A 20487-nucleotide genomic window follows, 5' to 3' on the forward strand; every position below is an offset into this window, starting at 1 on the left:
CACTGCCTTCGCGTGGCGCTGTGGCGCCCGGCTGCTCTCAATCTGTCATCGGTCGACACCTGGAGTCGACCCTCTGCAACCGTTCAGGAGATGATTCATGAGCCGTATCGTTACCGTCGCCGCCACCCAGATGGCCTGTTCCTGGGACCTCGAAGCCAATATCGAGACCGCCGAGAAGCTGGTGCGCGAGGCGGCCGCCAAGGGCGCGCAGATCATCCTGATCCAGGAACTGTTCGAAACCCCGTACTTCTGCCAGAAGCCCAATCCGGACTACCTGCAGTTGGCCACCGCGGTGGAAGACAATGTCGCGATCAGGCACTTCCAGAAGGTCGCCCGCGAGCTGCAGGTGGTACTGCCGATCAGCTTCTTCGAACTGGCCGGCCGCGCCCGCTTCAACAGCATCGCGATCATCGATGCCGACGGCGCCAACCTCGGGATTTATCGGAAAAGCCATATCCCGGACGGTCCCGGCTACCATGAGAAGTATTACTTCAATCCGGGCGACACCGGCTTCAAGGTCTGGAACACCCGTTACGCGAAGATCGGCGTGGGCATCTGCTGGGACCAGTGGTTCCCCGAGTGCGCCCGCAGCATGGCCCTGCAAGGTGCCCAGATCCTGTTCTATCCGACCGCCATCGGCAGCGAGCCGCACGACAAGAGCATTTCCTCCCGCGACCACTGGCAGCGCGTGCAGCAAGGCCATGCCGGTGCCAACCTGATGCCGCTGGTCGCCAGCAACCGCATCGGCAACGAAGAGCAGGACGGTTACGACATCACCTTCTACGGCTCGTCATTCATCGCCAATCAGTTCGGCGAAAAAGTCGAAGAACTCAATGAGACCGAGGAAGGTATCCTGGTCCATCGCTTCGACCTTGACGAGCTGGAACATATTCGCAGCGCCTGGGGTTCGTTCCGCGACCGCCGACCGAACCTGTACAGCGCCCTGAAAACCCTCGACGGTTCCCTGGAGTCCTGATCCCCATGACTATCTTGCACAGCACCCCACGCGCCGACGGCTTCCATATGCCCGCCGAATGGGCGCCCCAGACCCAGGCCTGGATGATCTGGCCCGAGCGCCCGGACAACTGGCGCCTGGGCGGCAAGCCGGCGCAGGCGGCCCATGCCGCCGTGGCCAAGGCCATCGCCCGGTTCGAACCGGTGACGGTCGTGGTCTCCGCCGGCCAGTATGAAAACGCCCGGGCGCGCCTGGACGTACCGAATATCCGCGTGGTGGAAATGTCCAGCGACGACGCCTGGGTACGCGACAGCGGGCCGACCTTCGTCATCAACCATCAGGGCGAAGTCCGTGGCGTGCATTGGGGCTTCAATGCCTGGGGCGGTTTCGACGGCGGTCTGTACGCCCCGTGGAACCGTGACGAGCAGGTCGGCGGCAAGATTCTCGACATCGAGCGCTGCCAGGAATACCGCACCGAAGGTTTCGTGCTCGAAGGCGGCTCGATCCATGTCGACGGCGAAGGCACGGTGATCACCACCGAGGAATGCCTGCTCAATCGCAACCGCAATCCGCACCTGACCCGCGAGGAGATTGAACAGGTGCTGTCCGAGCACCTGGCGGTGGACCAGGTGATCTGGCTGCCGGACGGTCTGTTCAACGACGAGACCGATGGTCATGTGGATAACTTCTGCTGCTACGTGCGTCCGGGCGAAGTGCTGCTGGCCTGGACCGACGATCCGCAGAACCCCAACTACCCCCGTTGCCAGGCGGCCATGCAGGTCCTGGAGAACAGCCGGGATGCCAAGGGCCGCGCCTTCGTGGTGCACAAGATGCCGATTCCCGGTCCGCTGTACGCCACCGAAGAAGAGTGCGCTGGCGTCGATGCCGTCGCCGGCAGCCAGGAGCGCAACCCTTCGGTGCGTCTGGCCGGGTCCTATGTGAATTTCCTGATCGTCAACGGCGGGATTATCGCGCCGAGCTTCGACGATCCGATGGATGGCGTCGCCAGGGACATCCTGCAGAAGCTCTTCCCGCAGCATGAAGTGGTGATGGTACCGGGCCGGGAGTTGTTACTGGGTGGGGGAAATATTCATTGCCTTACACAACAACAACCTGCGCCGCACCATGGTTGAGTGGGCCTGTAACAAATAGTGGCACTGCTACAAATGATGGCACTTTTGCATCATGTTAAATATTTCTTCATCTAACCCGCGGCCCTGATGGGTCGCGGGTTTTTTTATGTGTCGTGGTCGACAGAACTGGCACTTTGGCATAGCTCTTGTATCAGCTTCCGCTATAGGCGAAGCGTCTTTTAGATTGCGACGTTCTGTCATAAACCTTGAGTAAGTTAGCCGCTCATGAATCAGGAGAGCGTCGAGATGAACGTAGCCAGCGAGCGAGTTTCGCATCCCCTGTCGGTGACGAGCGAGTCGCTTCAAGTTCTGGCCCAGTGGTTGAAAAGCAATGGAACGCGTACCACCCGAGGTCAGGATCCTCGTCGGATTATTATCGACCGCTATCCCGCGGGCTTGTTCAGCGAAGCTGAACTGGAAGCCTTGCTGGGGGTTTTGCAGGGTTAAAGGACTGAAGAAAAACGCCGCTGCCCGGAGCGATCCGGACAGCGGCGTTTTTTATCGCCCTCAGAAACTGTAGGTGCCGGTGACCACCAGGTTGCGCGGGGCGCCCGGCTGGATCTGGAAGGCACTGGTGGCCGAGGTGTAGTAGGTGCGGTCGCTGATATTGTTCAGTGCGGCGCGCACGTCCCAATCGCGGGTACGCAAGCCTACCAGGGCATCCCAACTGCCGTAGCCCGGCAGGACAACGGTATTGGCGTTGTCGGCATAACGGTCGCCGACCAGGGTCAGGCCGGTCTCGGCGTACCAGCCCATTTCCGGTTTCCAGGTCAGGAACAGGCTGGCGTTGCGCTTGGCGACGTTGCTCACGCGCTTGCCCTCGAAGCCGTTGTTGTCCTTGACGATGGTTGCGTCCTGGAGACCGATGCCGCCGCGCAGGTACCAGTTGCCGACGATCTTGCCGGTGCCGGTCAACTCGACGCCCCGTGAGCGTTGCAGGCCGCTGAGCAGGGTGATCCCCGGGTTCAGTGGATCGCTGGTGCGGCGGTTGTAGAGTTCCAGCTCGTAGACCGCCAGGGTGGTGCTCAGGTGCTCGCCGAGCCAGTCGCTTTTCACCCCGAGCTCTTTCTGACGGGTCATCTCCGGGCTCAGGTCGTTGCCGTTGCCGGCGGCGTTCGGGGTGATGCCGATCAGGCCACCCCCGACAGGCGAGAAGCTCTTGCTCCAGGAGGCGTAGAAGGAGTGGTCCTGCAAGGGCGTCCAGACCACCCCGAACCGCGGGCTGGTGCTGTGGCTGTCGCGGCTGTCCTTGACGCGGGTCAGGTTGTTGGTGGTCTCGACATCGAAGCTGTCGTAGCGCAGGCCGCCGAGCAACTGCCATTGATCATTCAGGCGCAGTTGGTCCTGGACATAGATCGCCCGGCTCTCGACTTCGGTGTGGTTGTCGCTGGACGGCACCATGGCGCCGGTGTGACTCAGGTTGTGGTTCGGGTTGAACAGGTCCAGCGACGGCACCGCACGGCCGCCGCGGTTGACGGCGAGGGCGGTGTAGAGTTTCGGATCACGGCGCTGGCTGCCCAGCTCCAGGCCGGTCAGCAGGCGGTGTTCGAGACCGAAGGTGGCGAAGCTGCCTTCGGCTTCCAGGTTGCTGTAGAGATTGCGGGTGTTGAGGTCCTGTTGCCAGCGCTGGCGCGTGACCTGGCGGGTCGCGGGCGTGTAGCCGGTCAGGTAGGTGTTGTCGAAATCGCTGTCGAGCTTGAATACCCCGAGGGTATGGCGCAGTTGCCAGTTGTCGCCCAGGGCGTAGGTCAGCTTCGAGCGCAGGGATTGTGCCTTGTCGTCGATGTAGTCCCGTGGGTCGCCATAGCTGGTGTCGCGCCCGACATCGGCCGGACGACCATTGACCCCCGGCACGCCGCGATCGGGTGTGCGGTTGTAGCGGCTGTATTCGTACTGCACCAGCCAGTTCAGGTCCGGTGTCAGTTGCCAGCTCATCGACGGTGCGAACAACTGGCGATTGCCGCTGACGCCGTCGCGGAAGCTGTTGGCGTCCTGATTACCCATGTTCAGGCGCAGGCTGAGGTTTTCCGTGGGATCGACGCTGAGGTCGGTGTAGAGGCTGCGCAGGTCATCGCTGCCGCCCTGCACTTCGACCGTGGAGCGCCGGCCGAACTGCGGCAGCTTGCTCACCCGGTTGACGATCCCGCCCTGGCTGCCACGGCCGTAGAGCACCGCCGCCGGCCCCTTGAGGACATCGATGCGCTCGATATTGTGCAGGTCGCGCACGTACTGGCTGTCGTCGCGGACACCGTCCAGGTAGAAGTCGTTGCTGGCGTCGAAACCCCGAATCCGCAGGCTGTCGAAACGGGTGTCGGCACCGCTGCTGACGTTGGGAATACCGCTCAACGCCTTGCCCAGGTCATTGGTGCCGTAATCGAGCACATTCGCGGTTTTCAGCGAGTCGATGGCCTGGGGCACATAACGCACCGGCGTGGCGGTGCGGGTCGCGGTGCTGACCTCCTTGACCCGCGGATCGTCCGGGTCGGCCTCGGCACTGATCGACAGCTCCGGCAGGGTGGTGGTCGTGGCGCCGGCAAATCCGGCGGACAGCAGAACGCAAAGCCCGAGGTTAATGGGCGTCAGGCAATAAGGGGCAGGCATCGAGGGGGTGTATCCGTAGGGGCGTGAGAGGGAAGGGAAAACAGAGTTAATAGTAACGATTGTTATTAACTACTGATAATACTTCCCAGTCGCGCCCGTTCAGAGTTTGTGTCTGAATGTTTCGATACTGTGAATCTGCCGCGTCGGTGGCTGATATGCCTTTTTTCGAGGTTGACCGAAAAATCTTGTCTAATTGCCGAGGATTCACGAAATTGACACTTTAGTCGTGTCGCGGATACGATCCGCGTCACGCCTGTGGCTATAAGCCATATAACAAAATAAATAAAAGGCCCGCTGCAGACACCTGCGGCGGGCCTTTTTGTTTCTGCGTGAAACCACCAACACACACAGGTTCAGCTCGGAGCCGCAGGGCGTTTCATCCAGCAATAAGGAAAATAATATGTTGAACAAACGGATCGGTCTGCTCGCACTGGGCATCCTCAGCGCTACTCAGGCCATGGCAAGCGAACAATCGGACGCCAAGGGTTTTGTCGAAGACAGCCACCTGAACATTCTGCTGCGCAATGCCTACATCAACCGCGATTACAAAGACGGTAACAAGGACAAGATCGAGTGGGGCCAGGCGGCCATCGGCACCTTCAAGTCCGGCTTCACCCAGGGCACCGTGGGCGTCGGCGTCGATGCCTTCGGCCTGTACGCCCTGCGCCTGGACGGAGGCCGTGGCGAAACCGGTGCACAAGGCATCGACTTCTTCGCCAAGGACAACAAGGGTGACCCGGCCCGTGATATCGCCAAGGCCGGCGCCGCGGTGAAATTCCGTCTGTCCAACACCGTGCTGACCTACGGCGACCAGATGCCGGCCCTGCCGGTCCTGAACTACGACAACTCGCGCCTGCTGCCGGAAAGCTACACCGGTACCCTGATCACCTCCAAGGAGATCAAGGGCCTGCAACTGGACGCCGGTCACTTCACCGAAGAGTCGCGCAAGAGCGACGAAGGTCGTGACAGCGGTGGCCTGAAAAGCATCAACGTGCTGGGCGGTAGCTACCAGTTCACCGACAACTTCAAGGCCGCGCTTTATGGTTCCGACATCGAAGACGTGCTGAAGAAGCAGTACGTGAACCTGAACTACGTGTTCCCGGTGGCCAAGGATCAGTCCCTGACCCTGGACTTCAACGGCTACCGTACCGAGCTGGACAAGGACTACGCGGCCAAGGCCGGTGCCGGCGGCGAAGACAACAAGATCTGGAGCCTGGCGGCCACCTACGCCCTGGGCGCCCACTCCTTCACCATCGCCCACCAGCGCAGCACTGGCGACAGCCTGCTGGGCTACCCGTACGGCGGCTACCAGCGTGGCCAGGGGCGTGTCGGTGACGGCGGCAACACCATCCTCCTGTCCAACTCCTACTGGTCCGACTTCAACGGCTCGGACGAGCGTTCCTGGCAGCTGGGCTACGGCCTGGACTTCGGTGCCTATGGCGTTCCGGGTCTGAGCTACAACGTGGCCTATGTACGCGGTGACAACATCACCACCTCCACCAGCACCGGCGGGACCGAGCGCGAAATATTCAACCAGGTCAAATACGTGGTCCAGAGCGGCCCGGCCAAGGACCTGAGCGTGAAGCTGCGTAGCTCGATCCTGCGTGTGTCGCAGAAGTCCAGCGAGTACAACGTCAGCGGTAACGAAGTACGTGTGTACGTCGACTACCCGATCAACGTGTTCTGATCGACGCGACAATGCTCTAGCAACCTGATGCCAGGTTGAACAAACGCCCCGACTGGTTCGGGGCGTTTTTGTTTGTGGCGGTTGCGAGTAATCTGTGGGCCTTGTGAGCCGACGCTTCCCCTGAGACCGAGACCCGGGCGCCATGACCGTCAGAACCTTTATCGCCCGTCGTCGCTGGTTGTCCCTGGGCTTGCTGGCGGTGTTCCTTGCCGTCGGCCTGCCCTATGGCTGTTCGCGACTGGCCTACAAGGAGCGCGAGTTGCTGTTCAATATCCAGCCGGGCACCGCCAGCTGGTTCAGCGGCATTCCAGCGGGGGTCAGGGAACTGCAGATCCCGGTCAGTGGCGGGCTGGTCGGCTCCGACTACCTGCACGCCTGGTGGTGGCCGTCGAGCCGGGCCAACGCGCCGGCCATCCTCTACCTGCACGGCACCCGCTGGAACCTGACGGCGCAGGTCGGGCGGATCACCCAATTGCGCGACCTCGGTTTCTCGGTGCTGGCCATCGACTATCGCGGCTTCGGCGACAGCCCCGGCGACCTGCCTTCCGAACGCAGCGTGTACCAGGATGCCGGCAATGCCTGGAAACGCCTGGTGCAACTGCAACCCGACGCCCGCAAACGTTATATCTATGGTCATTCACTGGGCGGCGCGGTGGCGGTGGACCTGGCCGAGCGCCTGGCCAGCGGCAAGGAGGCCCCCAAGGCGGCCGGGCTGATTATCGAATCGACCTTTACCGACCTTGGCGACGCCGCCCGCGCGGCGATTCCGACTTCGCTGCCGGTCAGTTGGATCCTCTCGGAGAAATTCGACTCCATCGACAAGATCAACCAGATCGACATCCCGGTGCTGATCGTCCATGGCACCGACGATCCCTATGTGCCGTCACGCTTCAGCAAGGCCCTGTATGAAGCCGCGGCGCAACCCAAGCAGTTGCTGCTGATCAAGGGCGGCAACCATATCAACAGCATGACCCTCGGCAGCCGCGAATATGCCAAGGCCCTGCGCCAGGCCTTCGATGGTTTCTCATCGCCCGTGGTTCGCTGACTTTGCAGGCCAAAACACTGGCAAACCCCAATAAACATTGCACTGCGCCGATAACGAACTAGCTTTATGCCAGCACGGATGGCGGTGGTCGAAAATGGAGGCTGCGCGTCTGCCTTTCCCGCCACGCCTGTGCTGACCACTGACGTTCACGGTTGATTTGCAGGAGCAGTACCATGAAAGGATTGCACAAGGACAAAGCCCGCCATGCGCTGGGCCTGATCGCCCTGGCGGTGATGGGCCACGGCGGCACGGCATTCGCGGTAGAACCTTCCCGGCTGTTCTACAACCCGCCGGGCCTGCAACAGGAAGCGCCCAAGCCGAAGACCGGGACCCTGTTGCTCAAGTCCACCCAGGCTCCCGAGGCGGCGCAAGGCCACGCCGGCACCGAGCGGCGCCTGGACTTGACGATCAAATACACCACCAACCAAATCTACGATCCCGCGACGCAGAAGGATGTCCCGGTCTCGCTGCGCAGCTACGTGGGCACCGATGTCGACCCGGCCGCACCGTTTGTGGCGCCGACCATCAATGTCACCCCCGGCGATACGGTGCGTATCAGCCTCAACAACACGCTGCCGGCAGACCCCAGTTGCACCCAGCCGCAGGCCAATCCGGATGCGCCGCACTGCTTCAACGGCACCAACCTGCACTCCCATGGCCTGTGGGTCAGCCCGTCGGGCAACAGCGACAACGTGCTGCTGTCGATCAACCCCGGCGTCAGCTTCCAGTATGAATACAACATCCCCGCCGACCACCCGGCGGGCACCTTCTGGTATCACCCGCATCGCCACGGTTCCACCGCGATCCAGGTTGCCAGCGGCATGGCCGGCGCACTGGTCATCCACGGCGATCGTCTGCCCGGCAAGGACGTCAACGGCGATATCGATACCCTGCTCAAGGATGACCAGGGCCAGGCGTTTCCCGAGCGCCTGCTGGTGTTCCAGCAGATCCCCTATGCGTGCAAGGGACCGGATGGCAAGTTCCGCTACAAGATCGTCAAGGACAAGGACGGCAAGGACAAGAAAGTCCTCGACTGGACCTGCAAGGACGGCGAAACGGGGGTCGTCGAGTCGTTCGACCAGTTGCAGCCTTCCAGCTGGTCCGACTCGGGGCGCTACACCAGCGTCAACGGCCTGGTGCAGCCGATCTTCGACGGTGCCAAGCCGGGCCGGGTCGAGCGCTGGCGGCTGGTGCACGCGGGGATTCGCGACACCATCAAGCTGAAGTTCCGCCGGCTGGACGACAGCGCCAAGCCCGCCAGCAACCTGGGTATCGCGGCGTCGGAGTCGGCGCAGTTCATCGACAAGCAATGCACCGGCAAACCGGTGGAATACCACGTCATCGCTGCCGATGGCCTGACCATGAAAGAGGCGCAGAAGCGCGACATGGTGACCTTGCAGCCGGGTTATCGCAACGACCTGCTGCTGACCTTCCCCGAGTCGGGGCGCTACTGCGTGATCGATGAACAGGCCAGTGCCTCGGGCAACGTCGACCAGGCGGCCAGCAGCCGGCAATTGCTCGGCTTTGTCGATGTCGGCGCGGGCGAAAAAGTCCCGGACACCACCGCGCACCTGACCAAGGTATTGGTGGCGGCGGCCAAGCAGTATATGCCCGATGACGTCCGCGACACGGTGGTCAAGGACCTGGAAAAAGGCCTGCACCTGGACAAGTTCATCCCGCACCCGGACATCGCCGAGAGCGAGCTCAAGGGCAAGGGCCAGACCCTGGTCTTCCTGATCGACACCAGCGATCCGGAGAACACCAAGTTCGCCGTGGGCAACACCTTGGCGGATGCCGTGCCCTACAAGCCGGGGACGATCAATCGCAAGCTGCAACTGGGCACGGCGGAGCAGTGGGTCCTGCAATCGGCGCGGGCGAGTCACCCGTTCCATATCCACGTCAACCCGTTCCAGATCGACAAGATCATCGGCCCGGACGGTACCGACCTGAGCGTGCCCGGATCGGTGGATAAAACCGACAAGGGCGACAACGAATACGCCGGCTTGAAAGGCGTGTGGAAAGACACCCTGTTTGTGAAAAGCCGCTCCAATCCGACAATATTCCCGAAGGGTGAAGGGGTCTACACGCTGTACGTGCGCACCCGGTACGAGCGCTATATCGGCGAGTTCGTGCTGCACTGCCACATCCTCGATCACGAGGACCAGGGGATGATGCAGAACGTGAGCATTGGCCTGTCGGATGGCTCCGGGGGGATTTCGGAGGGGGCGCATCATTGAGACAGGTTTGAGGAAACCGGCAGAGGCTCGCCGTTGGGCGGGCCTTTGTTTTTTGGGAAGCTTGCCAGGGAGTGGGTGGAACTATGCGCAATTATGTTGAAAAACATAATTATGGAATTTTGCATAATTGGACATAAACCAGGATCCCAACCCGTATTGAACAGGCGGGAGTTATTCCGTGAACGTGATGAATTACCAGGGTTAGGCTGCACGCATCTGGCCGTCAAGGCGCAGTTGGCTCATAAAAGTATCGATCAGTGGATTACGCTCCCAGAAGCGTTGGGACACCCGGATAACTGTGCGCTGTGCATTCAATCGGGTGACGTGGGACCGGATTCCCCAATGGGGGCCCAGGTATGCGCCACTTCAGAATCTTCCACTGATACCCAGCAAGGGCCCCTTCTGGACAATGTCGTAGACGAACCCATCGTGACGATAATTCACCCCCATGGCCCGGTAGCCGGCCACCGCCGAAAAGCCGGGCCAGAACTCCCAGCCCGCCAGCGCTGCCAGGTCCCAGTCTTCCCGGGACTGCCCGGCGCCCGCCATCCCCCAGGATGACAACCAGAACCGGTCATTCACGGCATAGTGCCCGCGCAGTCCCGCCATGGCGTCCGCCCACGTCGCGTTGTCCGAGCCCGATAGGCCACCCGCGGGCCCACCGTGCAGGCTGATGGTGGTGCCGCTGTACCAGACACGCACGCCGCCCGCGACATCCAACCGATGGTTGTCATCACCCAGCACCGTGTAGCCGCCCCCGAGGAATCCGGAGGCGGTCTTGCTTTCCACCTCGAGCTTGGACGCCGGGGCGCCCGCCGGCAGACGGTTGCGGGTGTCGGTGTCGATATACATCAGGTCGGCGAGTACGCTGTATGGACCCCGCCGCGCCTCGCCCATGAGCATCACCGACATATCGACGGTACGCGCGATATCGGAGAAGTCGGATTTTATAAACTGGGTGCCGGTGCTGCGATGGCCCACGTGTCCTCGGATACCGGCGCCCCACACGTAAGGGCCGCCGTTGAACTGCCACTCGTCGCTGTCTGCCGCCCTGGCCACGGTTGGCAGGCTGGCGGCGGCAAGGGCACCCGCCAGCAGCGCCAGGCAGGTCGGCCTGCGCCGGTTGTCACTGTGCATCATGGTTTTTCTCCGGTCAGTGCTGGGTCAGCGAGAGCGCCACGCCTTCGGCCGCACAGTCCTCTGTGGGTTTCAAGCCTGCTTTTTGCGCCGCCTTGACCTCTTCCTTCGCGGCCGCGAGGTCCGCGAGGAACGCCGGGTTGTCATGCAGGCTCGCCACCGTGGCGGCCCCCATGATGCGGCCGGCATCCACGTCGCTCTGCCAGTGTGCATCGCAGATGACCCGGCTCTGGCCGAATGACAAGCCGCGGGTCATCAGTTCAGTGGCGCGCGCCGGCTGAATCTCGGCCAGCACCAGCCCCCAGGCCCAGCCGGCCGCGGAGTGGCCGGACGGCCAGGAACCGTCCGTGCGCAGCAGCGGTTCCATGTCCTTGCGGCATGTCCCTTCGTCATGTGCCACGAAGGGGCGGGTTCGGTTGTAGGCATTCTTCCCGGCGTAGGTGGAGCCACCTGCGTCCGTCAGGGTGCGTTGCATCAACGTATAAAGGTGCGGCGTGTTTTTCTCGGTGATCGGCGTGCCCATCGCGCAGGAGAATGCCTGCGCCGGTCCTGGAAATGACAGCTCCGCATCCTTGGCCGCGAGTTTCTCCCGGGCCGTGCCCCGTAGCGACAGCGCCGCCCAGCGTGCTTCCTCATCCCGCGCAAAGGCAGCAGTGTCCGGCTTGGGTGGAGCGCCAAGCAACGCCAGGCGCACTGGCAGGTCTGCCGGGTCAAGATAGCCTGGCGCCAGCTTGAAGTGAGGGTCCGTGACCTTGGTGGTCGCATCGTCGGCCAGCACCAGCCCTGACCAGAGCAGGCCAGCCAGCCCCAACTGCTTGTATAGGTTGTTCATCGATTGTTCCTTTATCCAGCCCGGTTGCCGGTCGATCAAAACCGGTACAGGGCATTCAGATAGGCGCCCGCGCCGACCTTCTCATCCGTCAGCGGGCTGTTGCGGGCATCGGAGACCAGGGCATAGGTCTTGATGCCGCCTTCCAGTGCCAGCTGTGGCTGCCATTGCCAGGTGAGGCCCAGTTTCAAGGTCACGTCGCGCATCCCGCCGCCTGGGTGGTATTCGTCGAACCGGGTGCGCGCGGCTTGTTGGGCCGTGACGCCGAAGCGGGCCATCATGTCGTTCTCGTTGCTCCAGGTGCCGTACAGCGTCGAGTCCAGGGTCAATGTCGACGACAGTGGATACGCCGTGGCGACCCCGGCTTCCAGGTACGCCGTACGGCCCAGGCTTTCGCCACCGTAATCGCGGTTCTGGCTCGATTGCAGGCCACGAACAAACAAGCGCCCGGCCGGCAGGATCCAGTACGCTTCCGCCCCGACCAGGGCCGTGCTGTCCAGGTTGCCCATGCCCCTCAGGTAATCGTCACGACCGCCCAGGGTCTGGATTCTTTCCTTGCGCCCCTGGTCGTAGCCGATCAGCAGGGCCACCCCGAAAGGAGCCAGCCCCGGCAAGTCCCAACGCAGCCCCTCCGGGAAGGCCGCGGTAAACGTGCCCCAGCTTTCGGTCGGCAGGACCGCCTTGAGTTTTAGTGACGGGAACGCGGCGTACCGTGAAGAGCCTTCGTACAAAGGACCCACGGCAACGCCGCCGCCTGCCGTCACGGAGGGCGTCCTGCTTGAATCGTCCGCATGGGCGGGCAGTGCCATCGCCAATGCGAGGGTCGCACCTATAAAGGCCATCCCCTGATATCTGGAAAAGTGTGAATTAACCGGGCGTGTCATTGCTTCTTTCCCCTGATGTAAAACTCTGTAGTTCAGAGAAGTCCCTGACGTATCAGCTCTTGCGCTTGTTTATAAGCGTCGAAACTTTTTAGTTGATGTACTTGATTAGAGTTTGACGGGCTGCGGCTGTGGAAAACGCCATTGGCCATTGAGTATCTGGTAACTTGGCTGATAGAGCCTGACCGTATAGTTCCAGCCGGGAGGGGTAGGCAGGCAGTTGGCAATCTTGCCGTCACAGCCGCCGAACTGGATGACGATCGAGCCATCGTCACTTTTCCTGGCCGTGAGGTTATTCAACGAGTAGGCGTCATACGGGTTTTTCTGGAAGTAGCCGTCTGCGTTGTAAACACTCACAGACCAGAAACTGTTGACCGGGACATCTCCCACTTTGAGCCGGTAAACGGTTTTCCCATCGTTCTTCGGTATGGCGCTGCCAAGGTAGATCGCGTCCCTGGCCGGGTTTCCGCCCCAACCCGTCGCGGTTCCGATCAGGTGATGGATCGGATTGACCTTGCCCTTGGGGCCAAAGGATTGGTTGTAGTCGGGAATCGTCGAGCCCAGAACGGCCAGGGCATCGCGTATCTTTTTCTGGCTCGCCTGATCCCACTTCGGCACCACGAACTCCCCGCTTTTGGCCTGGCTGACCTTGATTGCATCCTGCAGTGCATGCACCTGTTCAAGGTCCTGGAGATCCGTGGGATCGAAGAACAGACGGACAGCGACAAAGACATAGCGTGTGCCGACAGCCTCTTTCGTCAGCATATGGTCGCCGGCTTCGTAGAGGACGGCGGGTACGTATTGATCTTCGTTGACCACTTGCATCGACATGAAGCGCTTGCCGGCCTCGGGCAACGTGATCGTCACGGGGCCGGCATCGAGATCGAACACTGCCGAGGAGTAAAGCGTGTCCCGGTTCATGCGGATGACATTCTGAGCGTCGATGGGCACCGGTTCGCGGCTATGCACAAACTGACCAAAACCCCCACTCGCCACCATTTTTCCCATGTAGAGATCGGACTCGGCACGGACAAAGTTATCCACACCAACCGGTATCGCCGCATCTGAGGATGACTGGGCGTTCGCACCTGCAAAAGTTGCCAGCGTCAGGGCAAGGATGCAGGCCATGGATGAATGGGACATTGAAACCTCGTGGTCTTATAAGTTGACGTTACCTTTTTGACTCTATAAGAACGTCCTGGTGGAAACTTGCCATTTGGTGCCAAAAGCGAAGCGGGCGCGTGCCAGTAGGGCAGCGCCTGAAGGAGGGAATGCTCGGGAGGAGGGGGATGGGTCAGGCGAGGATGTCAGCGATCGTGTTGCAGGACCGCGCGATAGCGCGATGGCGGGCTCCCGGTCCAGCGCTTGAAGGCCCGAGTGAAGTGCGCCGGATCGCTGTAGCCGACCATATAGGCAATTTCCGTGGCGGTGTATTTACCGCTGGCCAGTAACTGAAAGGCCTCGTTGCGACGGGTTTCGTCACGTAAAGCGTCGAAGTCGATGCCGCAATATTCGAGGCGACGCTGCAACGTTCGAGGCGACATTCCCATCTTTCTGGAAATGCTGGCGAGCCTGGATTGTTCCTGGTCGGATATCTGCCTGGCGAGCACATCGGCCGCCCGAGCGGTGGAGCTCAAGGCCCGGGTGGTCTTCCAGGCATCATCGCGGGTGTTTTGCAGGGGAATCTCGAGCAACTCACGATCGAATTCGATCATGTTGTACTCGGCGTTCATTTCGAGGTTCGCGCCCAGGTATTCTTCGAGCGCCTCGTCTCCTCGCTCCCTCGGGTTTTTCAGATGTATGCGTATGGCGCCAGGCTCGCCGGACATGAGAGGCACTTTTCTCAGCACCGCGAGGGTGCCGAGAATGACCTGCTTGGGATCGGCCCCGTGCTGCCCGGTAAATTGCTGGATCAGCCTCGTCGTACGGCCCTCGGTGATGATTTTTACTTCCCCGCCCTGATGCAGCAATTTCGTATGGACCGCCGCCGCCGCACAAGCCTGGGCGAGGTTGGTCGAGCCCAATATCAATTCGCCCCAGGCACCGAGGGAGCCCACTTCGATCAGGTGTCCCACGCAGGCCCCGGCGAAGGGATCCTGGGTGATCGCCGCCATTTCATTGGCGATATGAAAGCAGGCCGCTCGCGGTACCCAGGCATCAGGGTTCTGAAAAACATGAGGGGAAATATCAAAACGCCGAAAGAACTCCAGCGGTGACACCCCCCGCATGCCCAGATAGGGAGCGATTGGCCGAAGGGTGCTGAGTTTGATGGAGGGCGTGGCATTCGTCATGGGCGTTTACACCGGTATCATCGCTTGTTCGACATTCGCACCGTACCGTCGCCAATGCATTTCAAGGCGCAAGCCGTTTCAAAAAGCATAAGGCAGCATAGGCGAGATTCGCCAGCGCTCACCGCAACCCATACGAGTAAACCCCCACATCATTGCTGTCATACCCGTTCCCCGTGGCGGATGCAGCCGGTGCTGGCTGGGGGGATGCCGGAGAATGGCAGGTTGACCGGTTGAGCACTATCACTCAAGTAAAATGTTGCAGCGGTATCGCGGTCACTTATTGTTTGTTGAAGTTGTCGGTGTGACAAATTCTGCGTCATTACTCGTTTGGATGGTCGTTGAAGGGGTGAACCATTTTTTGTTTGATTCCAGTTTTGCAAAATCAATCCATCCATTAGATAGCTTGGGCATGTTTTTCTTGTTTTTCACCGCGCTCTCTATTTCTGAAAATTTGAGGTGTAGTATTTCGCTCTTCGCATCGCTGTCGCAGAACATGAAAGAGTGAAAGGATTCGGCGAACCAGATTTCATTTTTTCCTGAGCTGGCGACACCGTAGAACTGCACGATGGGGTCTTCCTTGAAGCCAGTCAGGTTACAGATATCAAACATCAGGATCTGTAACACCCCTTGGGGCAGATGCTTCTTTCTATTATCGATTTCTGTTCTTATCGTCCTCTCGACATTTGTTTCCAGCTGATCTTGCATCTGGATCGGCTTGTCAAGCAGGTCAAGGAAATCTATCATTTTACTTTGCGGGGTTTTCAGTTCAATCGCAAAGATTTGTTGGTTTTTGCTTACGTAGTAGTCTGGAAATGTCCCGGCAAAACTGCCCTTGTCGCTCCTCACGTCGTTAAGTCCAATCGCATAATGATTAAACAAAAAGCTCTTGGTTTTTGCCAGGCCATTCAAGAATCCGGGCTCTTCGACTACGCTGGTGCTGATGTTTTTACCGCGAAGCTCTTTGTTGTGTTTTACAAAAGTCATGGCTCTGGAGAAGAACAGGTAGCCTTTGGCATCCAGCATTTCATATATTTTTTCTTGTGATACAGACTCGCCAACCATGTATTTCTTTTTTTTATCCGTATGCTCCAGCTCTTCCTCACTTTTGGTTTTTATTTCGAATGGCTCTGCTATCAAGCTGTGTTCGCGTTTGTTTTTCGCGATTTTTTCTTTTTTTTCTTCCTCGACTTGTTTGAACATGCTGGTTGCGATGTCAGTATTTGATGAGGGCACTGGTGAGGGAGTTGTGGGTTTCTTGGGGGGCAGGGCAAACGGATTGGGTTGCACCGCTTTTACCAGAAATATTCCCGGGTTCTGTATTGATTTGGATATGGGTTTCCCACATGTCCCACACTTGTATTTGTACCATAAGTCAGGACTTATCTCTTTTTCCGATCTTGAGGGCTGTTTGCAGTTGATATTCGAGCACTCATAAAAATATGGCATGCATGCCCCCTGGGTTTGATGTCTGTAGCGGGTACGGTTTCACCAGACTGAAATACCCATCTGAAGCAGAAAGGATCATCAGCACATCGTTCAAGTAGAGTCAGACTAGTTTAGAAGAGGATTTCCATTCGGCAAGGCCGAGACCAGGGCTCTAAGTGGGGCCCCTGGGCGGCCACCGTTTCCGAGTGCTCCTGGCCGTTTTCGTGACACGCAGGCGCCCCGAGAAAACCGGTCAGTAATCGTCCCAAAATACCTGCCTTGACTCAGCAGGAATTGAGCGCCCGCAGGTGGCGCAGCTCCAGCACCTGCCCGACCACATTGCGCAGCGGCTGGAAGTACACCTCCCCGAACACCATGAACTCCAGCGCGGCACCATTCAGGGCCTGGCTGGTGTGGAAAGCGGTTCAGGTGGGCGGGCGCGGTAGTTGGGGGACTGCGGGGTGGGACGTCTAAGCAGCATCGGCAACCGCCGAACCGGGCGGCTGCCGAAAGGCCAGGTTCAGCTCGACAGCTGCGGGTTGGCCCCTGCAAGCAGAGAGTCCACCACCGTCCGCGACAGCTCCAGCGCATGCATCACGCCCCTGAACAGATCGCGATCAACGCCGTGCAGATGAGGACCGATTTCATCGGCATTCAACTCGGCAACTTTGAGCAAATCCGAGACATGGGCCAACGCGACCGTGGCGGTGATTCCTGGTTGTACGCAAAACAGCGCTGACCTATGGGCGCAGTCGGGAGGGGCAGCGTTGAAAGCAGTGGTGGTGAGAGTATCGAGCAGCAGGCACGGCGGTGGATCTGCATTGATCTGTTCTAAAGCGCCGTAGACGGCACCGCATAGAAAGTCGCTCTTTTCAGAAAGACTGGAAGTGCGGCAAGGAGGCGGATCGGGGGTGATTTTCTTAGCCATGGTGAATCTCCAACAGGTTAAGGAGATCTCCACTCTCGCTGCGAAACAAGGGTGGCGAACTGTACGCAGGTTCGCAGACCGGTCTGTTGGAACACCGGCAGGCATAAGCCTCCTGCGCACAGCCCGCCATAACGCAGACATGAAAAAGCCGCTTACGCGGCGCTGTGCGCCAACAGAAACCGCCGGGCTGCGAAACCCGCATCGCTGATTTTGCAGCGACCCTCGGAATGTAGACCCAGCAGTAAGCGCACACAACATTCTCCCACGTCCAAAATGCGTAGGAAATATGAGTTTTTTTGGAAAGCCATTTCTGCTCATTACAAGGCACCGGTGTAGCACTCAACCAATCCCGTATCTTGAATCGGCCGATTTGCTCCATCGTCTGCGTGCACTGTGGTTACCGGCAGCGCTTTGACGTCGTGTGAACAGGTCGTTGGTCCGAGCGCGCAGCTCGGCGTGCTCCACGGAAGCTCTACTCCGGTAATCTGAGCGTGCGACGGGTTCCGGTTCTTCATGCCACAGTGGCAGTCAAGGCGCAGTCGGCTCACAAGAGCATCAATCAGTGGGTTTCTGATGTCCTGGATCGCGAAGTCTGCGCCTGATCCTTCTCAAGCCAGGCTGTCTCATCAGAGCGGGCTTTTGATTTTAAATGGAGGCACCAGGAGTCGAAAAATCGGACTTTTTTAATTCAATACAATGAGATAACAGCTATGGTTAATCTGCTATACCCCTAAAGCTACCCTAAGATTTTGCAGTTTTTTCGCTAGGGATTATTCCCATAGCAGGTGCAACGATGTGGTTAATAAATTTCAGAGTCTACTTTTAGACCTTTGGCCTGCTGTGAGCCATCTTTAAAATCAGGCCGAAGTCGTAAATTTCTTTGATTTAGGCTGCTAAAGCTGCATTTGAGTTATACAAAATTCTCTAAAAATTCCGCGAGAGCATCTCCTTGGGAGTCTACCTGAGAAGAAAGCATGTTAATTCCCCATTGGTTAAGAATGGCTTCTTGGACGGGGTTTGGTCTAGGTGAAAATATGTATGACCGAGGCTGTGCCTCACTATTGCAGTTGGCCTTCCAGATTTTGGATAACTTGTAGAATAGAAACCTTAAATTTATATCGGCAAGTCGGTAACCAATGAATAGTACTGATTTGCCAAGCACGTCCGATCGCAATTTAATATCTAGAGGTGTTTCGAATTCTAATCTTTCAAAATAACTAGTTTCATCAAGTACTATCGAGGTGTCATCATCGAAGTCTCCGTGAAACTTAATTATTTGAGTGCTTCCAGGTCTTATCTTAGTTACGTCAGATACTGATGCTATTTTGGTGTATGGCTTTTGGAAGTGATCGAATGTGTTTTCGAGCCATCGATCATAGTTTGTAGTATAAATTATTGGAAAGTTGGCTTTTGCAATCAGTTCATGAATTTTCGACGATTCGATATTGATAGTCGGAGCATGCCAGCTTCGGTCCATCCAGCTTCGGAGGGGACCGATACTACCTTTTTTGATCCTATAATATTCGGCAAGGGCGTAATGATCGCCAAATGTCTTATAAATCTCAGGGTCATACCCTAGTTCTTGAGCGATTTTGTCGATCAGTTCGCCCCAAGATGGAAGCCCCAGATTGGTGGATACTCCAGCACCAACGAAAAGTATAACGTTGCCTTGCTTAAAAGATGATAGTAACTGTTCCATCAAGTATTTCCATCTTTAAGAAACTGTTTAAATTTATCGAATGCAATACGCCTCATCGATATGTCATTTTTTCTATCCCCCATTTCCGCGAAAGTTTCAGTAAAGCCTTCTGGAATAAAAACACAATCCCACTGAAAGTCTCTGTTTCCTCGGGGTTCAGCAGATATGGTGCCTTTTATTGCACCTTCAAAAAGATGGATTTTCATAGAGTCGCAATATCCAATTATCGTTTTTGCGACCAAGTTAGTATTTTCCCCGGATCCAAACAGGGTCGAAAATTTGTCAGCTTGAAGCTTGTCCCAAAAAATCTGTGTTAATCCACCTGGGAAGCCATTGAGGCTGTCAATATAGAGACCAGTATGCTCGACGAAAACAGGGCGTCCTATTATATTGAAAGCCTTCAGTAATTTATCTCTGACCAAACTATCAACATTCTCAGTTTGGATTTCATCAATTGAGTATCGGGCAGCAACGACCTCTACCCCAGTATCCTGAAGTATTTGTTGGACTTCTTGGACTTTGAAGTTGTTTTTTGAAACAAATCTAATTTTCATTTTGATCTTCCATGAAGCTATATTTTCTTTGTAAGGTCAGCATGTTCTCGAGGATGGCACTATTTTCTGTTTCTTTATAGAACTCATTATAGTCATCGCTAATGCTCGCACCGTGAATCGCCGGATTGTCCGAGCAAATAACGAATGGTACACCGAATTTTATGAACTCACATACAGGGTGGGACTCGCTTGATTTTACAGCACCTGTTAGGCGGTTGCTAATAGGGCATACCTCTACACATATATCGCGCTTGTGCATCAATTCCATGATTTTCGTTGATTTGAATGCGGCTGTACCGTGTCCAATCCTGTCAGCATCAAACTCGGTGATAGCTTCTATAATATTTTGGGGGTTGCCTGTTTCCCCTGCGTGTATAGTGACTTTTAATCCTAAATCAGATTTTGCTTTCCGATATAACTGAGGGAGCTCTGTTGGAGATACGGTATCTTCGTTGCCAGCTAAATCTAGTCCTACTATTATTCCGGGCTTACCAATAGATGCATAAGCGGCTAAGAGGGTACGTAGATGTTCCGCAGCGTAATCCCCGCGTGAAACTGTTAATATCAGCCCGCCCCTAATACCGTATTTTAATGAGGCGCTGTAAATCTCTTCGGTCAACCACAAGAGCGCCTCGGGTACTGTGACGTTATTAAGAAGTGCAAGATAAATTACGCTACTCCGTAACTCGACAAACTTTACATTTTGAGCTGCTAGGTTTTCGAATGCACTAAAAACCATTAAATTGAGAGCTGTGCGACCTTGAGGAATAAGCCTTAAAACTTGCCAAGGCTTTAGATATGTCTGAAGGTCAGGGGAAGGTGTAAACCTGGTGAGGTCTCTTTCTAAATTAAAATTATCAGGAATTTCTGCTCCCTGCTGCTGGAGTAAATCAATAACTAGGCGAGTACTGACGAGGCCATTTAAGTGTACGTGTAGCTCACCCTTTTCCATGCTTTTAAAATCGTGTTCCATCAGAGAGGTCTTCATCAATAAAAAGTTGATCTAGAGGCTAAATTGCGCTGGTAATATGAAGGGTGCGAAATAGGCAGTAAAGATCTCTAGACTTATAATGGGTAACAAGACT

General features: G+C 57.4%; 17 protein-coding genes and 1 pseudogene. 7 read left to right on the forward strand and 11 right to left on the reverse strand.

The genetic code is table 11. The annotated features are described in order from the left end of the window. The first annotated feature begins 97 nt into the window (after positions 1-97). The 3 genes from aguB to HX851_RS04215 all read left to right on the forward strand — a co-directional run bounded on the left by aguB (position 98) and on the right by HX851_RS04215 (position 2535). Positions 98-976, forward strand: coding sequence for an N-carbamoylputrescine amidase (aguB, locus tag HX851_RS04205; protein ID WP_177056116.1), 879 nt, complete (start codon positions 98-100; stop codon positions 974-976). 5 nt (positions 977-981) lie between these two features. Beyond that, positions 982-2088 carry an agmatine deiminase gene (aguA, locus tag HX851_RS04210; protein WP_177056115.1) on the forward strand — a complete coding sequence of 369 codons (1107 nt, stop codon included), beginning with the start codon at positions 982-984 and terminating at the stop codon, positions 2086-2088. A gap of 246 nt (positions 2089-2334) precedes the next feature. Then, complete coding sequence (locus HX851_RS04215) at positions 2335-2535, forward strand: hypothetical protein (protein ID WP_042935701.1); 201 nt, start codon at positions 2335-2337, stop codon at positions 2533-2535. A 60-nt stretch (positions 2536-2595) separates the two neighbouring features. On the opposite strand, the gene HX851_RS04220 is transcribed toward HX851_RS04215, so the two are convergent. Continuing rightward, entirely contained in the window at positions 2596-4689 is a 2094-nt protein-coding gene (locus tag HX851_RS04220) for a TonB-dependent receptor (protein WP_177065127.1), read from the reverse strand. 400 nt (positions 4690-5089) lie between these two features. Between HX851_RS04220 and HX851_RS04225 the strand changes: the two genes are divergently transcribed. The 3 genes from HX851_RS04225 to HX851_RS04235 all read left to right on the forward strand — a co-directional run bounded on the left by HX851_RS04225 (position 5090) and on the right by HX851_RS04235 (position 9658). Beyond that, the gene (locus HX851_RS04225; protein ID WP_177056113.1) at positions 5090-6376 is read left to right on the forward strand and encodes an OprD family porin; all 1287 of its coding nucleotides are present in this window, start codon (positions 5090-5092) and stop codon (positions 6374-6376) included. Between the two features lie 142 nt (positions 6377-6518). Beyond that, positions 6519-7421 (forward strand): alpha/beta hydrolase, encoded by a 903-nt coding sequence (locus HX851_RS04230; RefSeq protein ID WP_177065128.1) that lies wholly within the window; start codon positions 6519-6521, stop codon positions 7419-7421. Between the two features lie 173 nt (positions 7422-7594). Then, positions 7595-9658, forward strand: a complete 2064-nt coding sequence (locus tag HX851_RS04235) for a multicopper oxidase family protein (protein WP_177065130.1) — start codon at positions 7595-7597, stop codon at positions 9656-9658. A gap of 366 nt (positions 9659-10024) precedes the next feature. Here HX851_RS04235 and HX851_RS04240 read toward each other — a convergent pair whose 3' ends face one another. The 7 genes from HX851_RS04240 to HX851_RS04270 all read right to left on the reverse strand — a co-directional run bounded on the left by HX851_RS04240 (position 10025) and on the right by HX851_RS04270 (position 17149). After that, a complete protein-coding gene (locus HX851_RS04240) occupies positions 10025-10798 on the reverse strand; it encodes a hypothetical protein (protein WP_177065132.1) in 774 nt (257 codons plus the stop codon). A 13-nt stretch (positions 10799-10811) separates the two neighbouring features. Next, positions 10812-11627 carry an acid phosphatase gene (locus HX851_RS04245; protein ID WP_177065134.1) on the reverse strand — a complete coding sequence of 272 codons (816 nt, stop codon included), beginning with the start codon at positions 11625-11627 and terminating at the stop codon, positions 10812-10814. Between the two features lie 35 nt (positions 11628-11662). Next, positions 11663-12508, reverse strand: a complete 846-nt coding sequence (locus tag HX851_RS04250; protein WP_177065136.1) for a MipA/OmpV family protein — start codon at positions 12506-12508, stop codon at positions 11663-11665. A gap of 105 nt (positions 12509-12613) precedes the next feature. Continuing rightward, entirely contained in the window at positions 12614-13648 is a 1035-nt protein-coding gene (locus HX851_RS04255; protein ID WP_177065138.1) for a DUF1254 domain-containing protein, read from the reverse strand. Between the two features lie 164 nt (positions 13649-13812). Then, positions 13813-14796, reverse strand: a complete 984-nt coding sequence (locus tag HX851_RS04260) for an AraC family transcriptional regulator (RefSeq protein ID WP_177065140.1) — start codon at positions 14794-14796, stop codon at positions 13813-13815. Between the two features lie 273 nt (positions 14797-15069). Beyond that, positions 15070-16083 carry a hypothetical protein gene (locus tag HX851_RS04265; RefSeq protein WP_177065142.1) on the reverse strand — a complete coding sequence of 338 codons (1014 nt, stop codon included), beginning with the start codon at positions 16081-16083 and terminating at the stop codon, positions 15070-15072. A 658-nt stretch (positions 16084-16741) separates the two neighbouring features. Then, positions 16742-17149 (reverse strand): hypothetical protein, encoded by a 408-nt coding sequence (locus HX851_RS04270; RefSeq protein ID WP_042935698.1) that lies wholly within the window; start codon positions 17147-17149, stop codon positions 16742-16744. 455 nt (positions 17150-17604) lie between these two features. Between HX851_RS04270 and HX851_RS04275 the strand changes: the two are divergent. Next, positions 17605-17751: pseudogene (locus HX851_RS04275) on the forward strand (toxin-antitoxin system HicB family antitoxin); the annotation flags it as partial. A 308-nt stretch (positions 17752-18059) separates the two neighbouring features. On the opposite strand, the gene HX851_RS04280 reads toward HX851_RS04275, so the two are convergent. Genes HX851_RS04280 through HX851_RS04290 form a run of 3 tightly spaced genes read right to left on the reverse strand, consistent with a single transcriptional unit; the run spans position 18060 to position 20375 of the window. After that, positions 18060-18848, reverse strand: a complete 789-nt coding sequence (locus HX851_RS04280) for an SIR2 family NAD-dependent protein deacylase (RefSeq protein ID WP_112196099.1) — start codon at positions 18846-18848, stop codon at positions 18060-18062. Continuing rightward, on the reverse strand, positions 18848-19402 hold the full coding sequence (locus HX851_RS04285; protein WP_112196100.1) for a non-canonical purine NTP pyrophosphatase: 555 nt from the start codon (positions 19400-19402) through the stop codon (positions 18848-18850). Before HX851_RS04285 ends, HX851_RS04280 begins: the two co-directional genes overlap by 1 nt. Then, positions 19392-20375: an adenosine deaminase family protein gene (locus HX851_RS04290; RefSeq protein WP_112196978.1), complete on the reverse strand. Its 984-nt coding sequence runs from the start codon at positions 20373-20375 to the stop codon at positions 19392-19394. The genes HX851_RS04285 and HX851_RS04290 overlap by 11 nt, the downstream gene beginning before the upstream one ends. Positions 20376-20487: the final 112 nt, after the last annotated feature.

It is taken from the genome of Pseudomonas gingeri (assembly GCF_013385635.1).
Lineage (GTDB): Bacteria > Pseudomonadota > Gammaproteobacteria > Pseudomonadales > Pseudomonadaceae > Aquipseudomonas > Aquipseudomonas gingeri_A.